Genomic DNA, 9,962 nt, shown 5'->3' on the forward strand with positions numbered 1-9,962 from the left:
ACCATCGCGCGGTGCTCGTCGCGCACCTGGCGGGCGAAGTCTTCGCGGCGCGCTTCGTTGCTGCGCGTCACGCCGATCGCCTCTTCCAGGTATTGGCTGAAGAAGCCAAGCGCCTGCACCAGGAACGGGTTGCCGCTGGCGGCCGCGATGGCGTGGTGGAAGCGCAGGTCTTCTGCCACGCCGTCGCCGCCGGCCGCCACGGCGGCATCGATGCCGTCGAGCGCCGCGTCGATCTCGATCATCTGCGCGTCGGTGCGGCGCTGGGCGGCCAGTGCGGCGCCCTCGGCCTCCAGCGCGCGGCGCAGCTCGATGATGTGCAGCACGGCGTCGATCGACCCGGCCTGCGCGGCGTCGATGCGCAGCGGCTTGAGCCCGGCCTGCTGCGTGACGTACACGCCGCTGCCCTGGCGCGCCTCGACCACGCCCTCATGGCGCAGCCGCGAGATGGCCTCGCGGATCACCGTGCGGCTCACGCCGAATTCCTGGCCGAGCACGGTCTCGGAGGGCATGCGCTCGCTGCGGCGCAGCTCGCCCGAGTCGATCTTGTCCATCAGGGCTTGGGCCACGCGGTCGGACAGGGAGGGCGCGGCGTCGAGTCGTTCAAACATGGTGACGGAGGATGGGGTTTGCTTGGCAAGCGTAAATTCGTCGTGTCATCATACAAGTTGAGCCGGATGGCTTCATCCACGTTTACCCTAGACAACGATCAAATCTCGTCAGGCGGCCCCGCCCGGCCCGATCCGACGACAAGGAGGCACCATGAACATCCTCATCACCGGCGGCGCCGGTTTCCTGGGCCAGCGCGTGCTGGCAGAACTGCTCCAGCAACCCGGCCTGCCCGGCGCGGATGGCACCGTGCAGCCGGTCGAGACCTTTGTCGTGCTGGACCAGGTGGCCGGCCAGATCCAGGACCCGCGCGTGCGCTATGTGACCGGTGACGCGGCGGACCATGCACTGATCGCCCAGGTGATCGACGACCACGTCGGCGGCGTGTTCCACCTGGCCGCCGTGGTGAGCGGCACCGCCGAGGCGGACTTCGACCTAGGCATGCGCGTGAACCTGGATGGCACGCGTGCGCTGCTCGAAGCGCTGCGCGCGCAGCAGGCCAAGACCGGCCGCGCGGCGCGCGTGCTGTTCGCCAGCTCGGTGGCGGTGTTCGGCGGCCAACTGCCCGCCGTGGTGACGGACGAAACCGCCCCCACGCCGCAAGCCTCGTACGGCGTGCAGAAGCTGATGGGCGAGTTGATGGTCGGGGAGTTCGCGCGCAAGGGTTACATCGACGGCCGCGCGGTGCGCATCCCGACCGTGTCGGTGCGCCCGGGTAAGCCGAACGGCGCGGCGTCGAGCTTCGCGTCCGGCATCATCCGCGAGCCGCTGGCCGGTGAGGCGGCAATCTGCCCGGTGGAAGCTGAAACCGAGCTGTGGCTCGCGTCACCGCGGCAGGTGGTGGCCTCGTTGCTGCACGCGTACACGCTGCCGGCATCGGCGTGGGGCCATCGCCGCTCGCTGAACCTGCCGGGCATTACCGTGCGCGTGGGCGAGATGGTCGAGGCGATGCGCAAGGTGGCCGGCGATGCGCAGGTCGCGCGCATCCGCTGGGAGCCCGACGCGCGCATCAAGGCCATCGTGCAGGGCTGGCCGGCGCGCTTCGATACCGCCCGCGCCGATGCGATGGGCTTCGGCCGCGACACCTCGTTCGAGACGATGGTGCGCGACTACGTCGACAGCACGAAGGCGAACTAACGCCCGAACTAGCGCCCCTTGCCCAGCTCCACCGCGTACTTCACCAGTTCCGCCTGCCCCTCGATGCCGAGCTTTCGCTTGAGGTTCAGGCGGTGCGATTCCACCGTGCGCACGGAGAGCCCCAACTCATCGGCGATGCGCTTGTTGGCATAGCCCTTGGCGATGCCGTCGAGGATGTCGCGCTCGCGCGGCGTGAGCGCCTCCACCGGCGTGGGGGTGATGGCCTGCTCGGCCATGCGCATCGCCAACTGCGCGCTGTAGAACGCGCGCCCGGCCAGCACCGCGTCGATGGCCTCGACCAGCTCGCTGGCGGGCGCGTCCTTGAGCACGTAGCCGCGTGCGCCGGCGCGCATCACCTGCCGCACGACCTCGAGGTTGTCGTGCATCGACAGCACCAGCACGGCGACTTCTGGAAACTGCTCGGCGAATTTCTCCGTCAGCGCAATGCCGTTCATGCCGCGCATGCCGATGTCCATCAGCGCCAGATCGGGTGACAGCGTGCGCGCCGCTTCGAGCGCAGCCTCCGCATCCCCGGCCTCGCCCACCACGCGGAAATGCGGCACGGCCTCCAGCCGCACGCGCACGCCATCGCGCACCAGCGGGTGATCGTCGACCAGGAGGAGTTTGACGGGCGTATTCATACGGTGGCAGAAGATGCGGAGCGGGCGGCCGAAGCCAGTTGAGCGATGACGACGTGCGGTAGCGCCGCGCACACCTCGGTGCCGTGCGGGCCGGAGGCGATGGTGCAGGTGCCGCCCAGCGCGGCCATGCGCTCGCGCATGTTGCGCAGGCCGATGCCGCGCTGCGGGTCCACCTGCACGGATTCCACATCGAAGCCGGGCCCGTTGTCGCGGATGGACAGGCGTACGGCGTCGATGTCGTTCTCGAGCAGCACGCCGATGCGCGTGGCGCCGCTGGCATGGCGCTCGATATTGGAGACCGCCTCTTGCGCGATACGGAAGAGCGCGGTGTTGCAGGCGTCCGGCAACTGCACGGGCGGCCCGGCGAGTTCGAGCGCGATGGCGAAGCCGGATTGCCGGTCCTCATGCGCCTCGCGCGTTTCACGCACGAGCAGCTCCAGCGCGGCGGCCAGCCCCAGGTCATCGAGTAGCGCCGGGCGCAGGTTGTGCGAGACGCGCCGCACCTCGCCGAGCGCACCGTTGAGGCGGTCCAGCGCACGGCGCAGCATGCTGGCCGCTCGATCGATGGCTGGCTGTGGCGCAGGCGTGCCGTCGCGGCCGGCAGGCGCCTCCAGGTGGCCGTGCGCCGTTTCCAGCAGCAGCTTGGTCGACACCAGCACCTGGCTGATGCCGTCATGCAGCTCGCGCGACACGCGCGCCCGCTCGTCTTCCTGCGAGCGCACCACCTGTTGCGCGAGCTGGCGCAGCTTGGCGTCGGCCTCGCGATGGTCGCTCACGTTGAGCGCCAGGCCGCTGCCGGCCACCAACAGGATGCTGATCGCCGCGATGCCCACCACCCAGGCCAGCGTCTGGTCGATGTTGGCCTGTGCGCGCTGGTCGATCTCGCGCAGGGTCTGCTCGATGTCGTCCAGGTACAGGCCGGTGCCGACCATCCAGCCCCATTGCGGAATCGGCTCGACATAGCCGAGCTTGGGCACGCTCTGGTGCGAGGAGGGCTTGTCCCACATGTAGCGCACGAAGCCGCCGCCGTTCTGTGCGGCGGCCACCAGCTTCTGGATGGTGGGCTGGCCGCGCGCGTCGGTCAGGTCCCACAGGTCGCGGCCGACCAGTTCCGGCTGGCGCGGGTGCATCAGGTTGCGCCCGTGCAGGTCGTACAGGAAGAAGTAACCGTCGGGGCCGAAGTCGAGGCGCGCGAGGGTGCGCATGGCTTCGTCGCGGGTGGCCTGATCGTTGCGGCCGGAGGCGAGCAGTGGGGCGATCGCGCTCTGCGCCAGCTTCACGTAGGCGCGCAGCTCGGTCTCCTTGGCCTGCAGGTAAGCCGACTCGACCAGTTGCCGTTCGTGCTGCGCCAACGCGATCGACTGGTGCCGCACGGTCAGCATGATCGCCAGCATGGCGAGGGTCAGCGGCGCGACGGCGAGCAGCAGGATCTTCTGGCGGAGCTTCATGACAGGGCGCGTGCCTCTCGCGTTGCAACAACGTAAGGCTGCGGCGCAATCTCGATTGGAAATGACATCGCCTGCGTAGTATTACGGACAGGTGCTGCGTAGTCCTCCGCTTGTGGTGCGGGGCAGGGCTGGCAAATACTACACGCCCTTGCCGCCGGCATGACAGCGGCAGGCAAACGCCTGCGACCACGCAGGCCGGCACTTCCGCAGGGATGAACCCACATCCCGCATCCAGCAACTTCGACCAAGGTTCGAGGAGACCGACATGAGCTTCGTCAGGCAACACCTGATCTGGCTGGTCGTCGCCATTCTTGGCGCGTTTGCCTTTGCCACCGTTGCGCTTGCGCGCGGCGAGGCAGTCAGCGCGCTATGGGTGGTGGTGGCCGCCGTGTGTATCTACCTGATCGCGTATCGCTACTACAGCCGCTTCATTGCCGACAAGGTGCTCGGCCTGGACGGCACGCGCAAGACGCCGGCCTGGCGTCACAACGACGGGCTCGACTACGTCCCCACCAACAAATACGTGCTGTTCGGCCACCACTTCGCGGCCATTGCCGGTGCCGGCCCGCTGGTGGGCCCCGTGCTGGCCGCGCAGATGGGCTACCTGCCGGGCATGCTGTGGATCCTCGCTGGCGTGGTGTTCGCCGGTGCGGTGCAGGACTTCATCGTGCTGTTCATCTCCACCCGCCGCGACGGCCGCTCGCTGGGCGACCTGGTGAAATCCGAGATGGGCACGGTGCCCGGCGTGATCGCGCTGTTCGGTGCGTTCCTCATCATGATCATCATCCTGGCCGTGCTGGCGCTGATCGTGGTGAAGGCGCTGGTCGGCTCGCCGTGGGGCACCTTCACGGTGGCCGCGACGATTCCCATCGCGCTGTTCATGGGCGTGTACGTGCGCTACATCCGCCCGGGTCGCATCGGCGAGGTCTCCATCATCGGCTTCGTGCTGCTGATGCTGGCCATCATCGGCGGCCAGGCCGTGCATGAGAGCGCCGCGCTCTCGCCGCTGTTCACGTTCGACGGCAAGGCTCTGACGTGGATGCTGATCGGCTACGGCTTCGTCGCCTCGGTGCTGCCGGTGTGGCTGCTGCTGGCCCCGCGTGATTACCTGTCGACCTTCCTGAAGATCGGCACGATCATGGCGCTGGCGATCGGCATCCTGATCGTCGCGCCGCAGATGCAGATGCCTTCGCTCACGCAGTTCGCCGCCGGCGGCGGCCCGGTGTGGTCGGGCAACCTGTTCCCGTTCCTGTTCATCACGATCGCGTGCGGCGCGGTGTCAGGTTTCCACTCGCTGATCTCGTCGGGCACCACGCCCAAGCTGCTGGAGAACGAGACGCAGGCACGCTTCATTGGCTACGGCGCGATGCTGATGGAATCGTTCGTCGCCATCATGGCGCTGGTGGCTGCCTCGGTCATCAACCCGGGCATCTACTTTGCGATGAACAGCCCGGCGGCACTGGTCGGTGCCACGCCGGATGCCGTGGCGCAGACGCTCTCCACCTGGGGCTTCGTCATCACGCCGGACGTGCTGATCCAGACCGCCAAGGACGTGGGTGAGAACACCATCCTCGCGCGCGCGGGTGGCGCCCCGACGCTGGCCGTCGGCATGGCGCACATCCTGCACCAGGTGGTGGGCGGCCAGGCCATGATGGCGTTCTGGTACCACTTCGCGATCCTGTTCGAGGCGCTGTTCATCCTGACCGCCGTGGACGCAGGCACGCGTGCCGGCCGTTTCATGCTGCAGGATCTGCTGGGCACCTTCGTGCCGGCGCTCAAGCGCACCGACTCGCTGGTCGCCAACCTGATCGCCACGGCCGTGACCGTCGCGCTGTGGGGCTACTTCCTGTACCAGGGCGTGGTCGATCCGCTGGGTGGCATCAATACGCTGTGGCCGCTGTTCGGCATCTCCAACCAGATGCTGGCCGCGATTGCGCTGACGCTCGGCACCTGCGTGCTGGTCAAGATGAAGCGCGACCGCTACGTGTGGGTGACGCTGCTGCCGACCGTGTGGCTGCTGATCTGCACGCTGACCGCCGGCTGGCAGAAGCTGTTCGATCCGGACCCGAAGATCGGCTTCCTGGCCCACGCCAACAAGTACGCCGATGCCATCGCCGCCGGCAAGTTGCTGGCGCCGGCCAAGTCGGTCGCGCAGATGCAGCAGATCGTGCTGAACGATCGCATCGACGCGGCGCTGTGCGGCCTGTTCGTGCTGGTGGTGGTCAGCATCGCCTGGTACGGCCTGCGCACGGTGTTCAAGGCGCGCGCGCAATCGCGCCCGACCGTCAACGAAACGCCGTACGAAGCGCTGGGCGCCAACTGAGGCCCGGCATCGGAGAAGAGGCGCGCCACGTGCGCGCCTCCGTCATGCAAGGAGAACCAGCATGCGCGAAGAAATCGAAACCCTCGGCCGCTACCTGGGCCAGGCGATGCGTTTGATGGTCGGCGTGCCGGATTACGACACCTACGTACGCCACATGCAGGACACCCACCCCGGCCAGCCGGCCATGACGTACGAAGAATTCTTTCGCGAACGCCAGGATGCGCGCTATAAAGGAAGGGTAGGCCGCTGTTGTTGACGACGAGAAGTCGGGAGCTGGAAAGGAAAACCGCCGGTGCATGGTGACATGCCCGGCGGTTTTTCTTGGGCGCTACATGGCGGGCCGTGCCGCCGTGGGCGGGTCACCGTGCTTGGCGCGATACGTTTTCTCCACCAGCTCACGCAGCTTGGCCAGCGCGCCCGGGTCGCCCTGGGCGGCGGCGCGGCCGTACCAGGTCTTGGCCTGCTCGATGTCCCGCGGCACCACGCCGGGCTCGCCGCGCTCGTAGTAGCTGCCGACGATGTACTGCGACGGCGCGTCGCCGCCTTCCGCGGCCTTCCTGTACCAGTTGAAGGCGCGCCCGTAGTCGCGCGGCACACCGCGGCCGGTGAAGTAGTTGGTGGCCAGCGCCCGTTGTGCTTCAACGTGCCCGCCGTTGGCGGCGCGTTCGTACCAGCGGTTGGCTTCTTCCAGCGAGCGCGGCACCAGTTCGCCGCGCTCGTACAGCTCGCCGTAGGCGAACTGGGCATGGGTCATCTGGTTGTCGGCGGCGCGGCGCAGCCATTTGACGGCTTCTTCCGGCCGCGCGACGGTGCCCTCGCCGCGCATCAGCATCATCGCGTAGTTGAACTGCGCGAGGCGGTTGCCGCGTTGCGCGGCCTCGGCAAACTCGTCGAAGGCGTGGCCGAAGTCGTTGTGCTCGTAGTGCGCGATGGCGATCTGCGTGAGCGCGGCGGCATCGCCTTGCGTGTCGGCGGGCGGGGTGGCGGCCAAGACCGCCCAGGTCCACCCAGCGGCGGCCAGCGCGACCGCGTAAAGGGCGCCGCGCCCCAAGCGCGAATGTCTACGCTGCTTCACCTGCGTGCCCATCGCCCACTCCCCGTCGCGAGATGGGCCCAGTGTAGCGCGCCGCTTCTGTTTGCGTCTGCGCAATGATCGCCGCCGCACGCCTGGCCGCTTGATGGCGGCCACTCAAAACAAGGCCGCGACACGTTGCCGTATCGCGGCGATTTCAAACCTGGTGAATCCGAGGATTACGTACCGGTTTTCTTCTGGAGTTTGTCGTTGCTGGCGCCATTGGTCTGCAGCGCATTATCGATCAGGTGAATGGCGTGCTGGGATGCGTCCTGCAACGCATCGCAGGCATTCTGGGTGGCGGTAATGGTCGTGCGCATCAGCGTGATGGCCGTCTCGGAACCGGGCAGCGCGTGCTTGGCGTAGTCATCCAGCCAGGCCAGGGCGATGCGGCATTGCTCGTTGACGCGGGCTTGCGCGACCTTGCGGAATTCCGCGTGCGTGGCGGCAGCGATTTCGACCAGGTGGCGGTTATAGGCCAGCATCTTCTCGGCCGAAGGGCGCGCCGCCCCGTTTTGCACGGCGGCCAGTTCCTGCAGGTTCTGGGCGCCCAGGACGCGTACGCCATGCGAGCTGCTGTCGTCCAGCGTGGCACGCAGCGCCTGGAATTGCAGGGTGCTCAGTTTTTCCACATTGTCGAGCGCAGCGCGGGTGAGTTCGGCCAATGTCTCCAGGCCGGTCCTGTTCGATGCGGTCACGTGTTCGGTTTTCAGCATGAATGCTCTCCTTCTCGATGGTTTTGCGCGCCGGACATAATCGCCATTCGATTTTGTCGGTGGGCCACAAAAATCCTGGCATTAGAGTAAATGCTCTAATTAGTTTGGAGGGGCGGTCACGCTAGGTCAAGCTGCGGTATTGCAATCAATAAAACTTAACAAAAACTATTTTGTATTCAGAAACAAAAGGGGGCGTCTTAGCGCCCCTGTGGGTGAACCCGTGGTCATCGGCCGTGCGTCAGCCGGCACGCACCCGGTATACCGCCACGCTGCCGCGCCAGTTGGCGCCCCAGTGCACGGTCTGCCCTGCATGCAGCACCACGCGGTCGAGAATCACCAGCCCCACCTTGGGTGCCAGCGCCTCGAAATCGCGAATGGTCAGCACGCGCACATTGGGCGTGTTGTACCACTCGTAGGGCAGCGACTTCGACACCGGCATGCGCCCCCGGAAGATCGACAGCCGGTGCGGCCAATAGCCGAAGTTCGGGAATGACACGATGCACTCGCGGCCCACGCGCAGCATCTCGCGCAGCACCTGCGCCGTGTTGTGGATGGTCTGCAGCGTCTGCGAGAGGATCACCGTGTCGAAGCTCTTGTCTTCGAACAGCGCGAGGCCGCCCTCCAGGTTCTGCTGGATCACGTGGATGCCCTTTTGCGCGGCGGCCAGCACGCCGGCGTCGGCGATCTCGATGCCGTAGGCCAGCACCTCCAGCTCGTCCTGCAGCACGCGCAGCAGGCTGCCGTCGCCACAGCCGAGGTCGAGCACCGTGGAGCGCGGCTCGATCCAGCGCGCGATGGCGCGGAAGTCCGCACGGTCGGCCAGGATGTTGGGCGCCGCCGAGGCCGCGGTCGTCGATGCGGCGGCGATGGTGTTGAGCGTCTGCGTGGTCATGCGCTGATCTCCTGGGCGATGCGTTCGTAGTAGGCGCGCACCAGGGCGTGGTAGCGCGGGTCTTCCAGGAGGAAGGCGTCGTGGCCGTGCGGCGCTTCGATCTCGCCGTAGGTGATGGGGCGCTTGTTGTCGAGCAGCGCCTTGACCAGCTCGCGGCTGCGCGCCGGGGCGAAGCGCCAGTCGGTGGTGAAGCTGACCACGAGGTAGCTGGCCTGCGTGTGGGCGACGGCCTTGGTCAGGTCACCGTCAAAGGCGAGCGCCGGATCGAAGTAATCCAGCGCGCGCGTGATCAGCAGGTAGGTGTTGGCGTCGAAGTACTCGGCGAACTTGTCGCCCTGGTAGCGCAGGTAGCTCTCGACCTGGAACTCGACGTCGAACGAGAAGCGGATGTCGTCCGCCTTCAGTTCGCGGCCGAATTTCTCGGCCATGTCCTCGTCCGACAGGTAGGTGATGTGGCCGATCATGCGCGCCACGCGCAGACCGCGCTTAGGCTTCACGCCGTGCGCGTAGTAGTCGCCGCCGTGGAAATCCGGGTCGGACAGGATCGCGCTGCGCGCCACCTCGTTGAAGGCGATGTTCTGCGCCGACAGCTTGGGCGTGGAGGCCACCACCACGCAGTGCCGCACGCGCTCCGGATACATCAGGCTCCACGCCAGTGCCTGCATGCCGCCCAGGCTGCCGCCCATCACCGCCGCGAACTGCTGGATGCCGAAGCGATCGGCCACGCGCGCCTGAGCGTTGACCCAGTCCTCCACCGTCACCACGGGGAAGCGCGCGCCATACGGCTGGCCGGTCTGCGGATGCGCGCTCATCGGCCCGGTCGAGCCGAAGCACGAGCCAAGGTTGTTCACGCCGATAACGAAGAAGCGGTTGGTGTCCACCGGCTTGCCGGGGCCGACCATGTTGTCCCACCAGCCGACCTCGCCTTCGGCATGCACGCCTGCCACATGGTGCGAGGCGTTGAGCGCGTGGCAGATCAGCACGGCGTTGGAGCGGTCGGCGTTGAGCGTGCCGTAGGTCTCGACCATCAGGTCGTAGCCGGCGAGCTGGGAGCCGTTGCGCAGCGGCAGCGGCTCGGCAAAGTGCATGCGCTCGGGCACGACCAGGCCGATGGCGTTGGCCGGCTT

At 67.2% G+C, this 9,962-nt stretch carries 10 protein-coding genes; 3 read left to right on the plus strand and 7 right to left on the minus strand.

The annotated features are described in order from the left end of the window. A partial coding sequence (locus tag QZ609_RS20460; RefSeq protein ID WP_295498831.1) for a GntR family transcriptional regulator occupies positions 1–608 on the minus strand: 608 nt, incomplete at its 3' end. Between the two features lie 151 nt (positions 609–759). Between QZ609_RS20460 and denD the strand changes: the two genes are divergently transcribed. Further along, on the plus strand, positions 760–1,743 hold the full coding sequence (gene denD, locus QZ609_RS20465) for a D-erythronate dehydrogenase (protein ID WP_295498834.1): 984 nt from the start codon (positions 760–762) through the stop codon (positions 1,741–1,743). 8 nt (positions 1,744–1,751) lie between these two features. On the opposite strand, the gene QZ609_RS20470 is transcribed toward denD, so the two are convergent. Further along, complete coding sequence (locus QZ609_RS20470) at positions 1,752–2,384, minus strand: response regulator transcription factor (protein WP_295498836.1); 633 nt, start codon at positions 2,382–2,384, stop codon at positions 1,752–1,754. Continuing rightward, entirely contained in the window at positions 2,381–3,832 is a 1,452-nt protein-coding gene (locus tag QZ609_RS20475; protein WP_295498839.1) for a cache domain-containing protein, read from the minus strand. The genes QZ609_RS20470 and QZ609_RS20475 overlap by 4 nt, the downstream gene beginning before the upstream one ends. Before the next feature lie 265 nt (positions 3,833–4,097). Between QZ609_RS20475 and QZ609_RS20480 the strand changes: the two genes are divergently transcribed. Then, positions 4,098–6,155: a carbon starvation CstA family protein gene (locus QZ609_RS20480; RefSeq protein ID WP_295498842.1), complete on the plus strand. Its 2,058-nt coding sequence runs from the start codon at positions 4,098–4,100 to the stop codon at positions 6,153–6,155. A 61-nt stretch (positions 6,156–6,216) separates the two neighbouring features. Beyond that, entirely contained in the window at positions 6,217–6,411 is a 195-nt protein-coding gene (locus tag QZ609_RS20485; RefSeq protein WP_295498845.1) for a YbdD/YjiX family protein, read from the plus strand. 72 nt (positions 6,412–6,483) lie between these two features. On the opposite strand, the gene QZ609_RS20490 is transcribed toward QZ609_RS20485, so the two are convergent. The 4 genes from QZ609_RS20490 to QZ609_RS20505 all read right to left on the minus strand — a co-directional run bounded on the left by QZ609_RS20490 (position 6,484) and on the right by QZ609_RS20505 (position 9,947). Further along, positions 6,484–7,242: a tetratricopeptide repeat protein gene (locus QZ609_RS20490; protein ID WP_295498848.1), complete on the minus strand. Its 759-nt coding sequence runs from the start codon at positions 7,240–7,242 to the stop codon at positions 6,484–6,486. Between the two features lie 164 nt (positions 7,243–7,406). Further along, positions 7,407–7,943 (minus strand): phasin family protein, encoded by a 537-nt coding sequence (locus QZ609_RS20495; RefSeq protein ID WP_295498851.1) that lies wholly within the window; start codon positions 7,941–7,943, stop codon positions 7,407–7,409. Positions 7,944–8,181: 238 nt separating this feature from the next. Next, positions 8,182–8,835 carry a methionine biosynthesis protein MetW gene (gene metW / locus QZ609_RS20500; protein ID WP_295498854.1) on the minus strand — a complete coding sequence of 218 codons (654 nt, stop codon included), beginning with the start codon at positions 8,833–8,835 and terminating at the stop codon, positions 8,182–8,184. Beyond that, positions 8,832–9,947, minus strand: coding sequence for a homoserine O-acetyltransferase (locus QZ609_RS20505; RefSeq protein ID WP_295498856.1), 1,116 nt, complete (start codon positions 9,945–9,947; stop codon positions 8,832–8,834). Before QZ609_RS20505 ends, metW begins: the two co-directional genes overlap by 4 nt. Positions 9,948–9,962: the final 15 nt, after the last annotated feature.

Origin of the sequence: uncultured Ralstonia sp., assembly GCA_913056305.1 — a bacterium.
Taxonomy (GTDB): domain Bacteria; phylum Pseudomonadota; class Gammaproteobacteria; order Burkholderiales; family Burkholderiaceae; genus Ralstonia.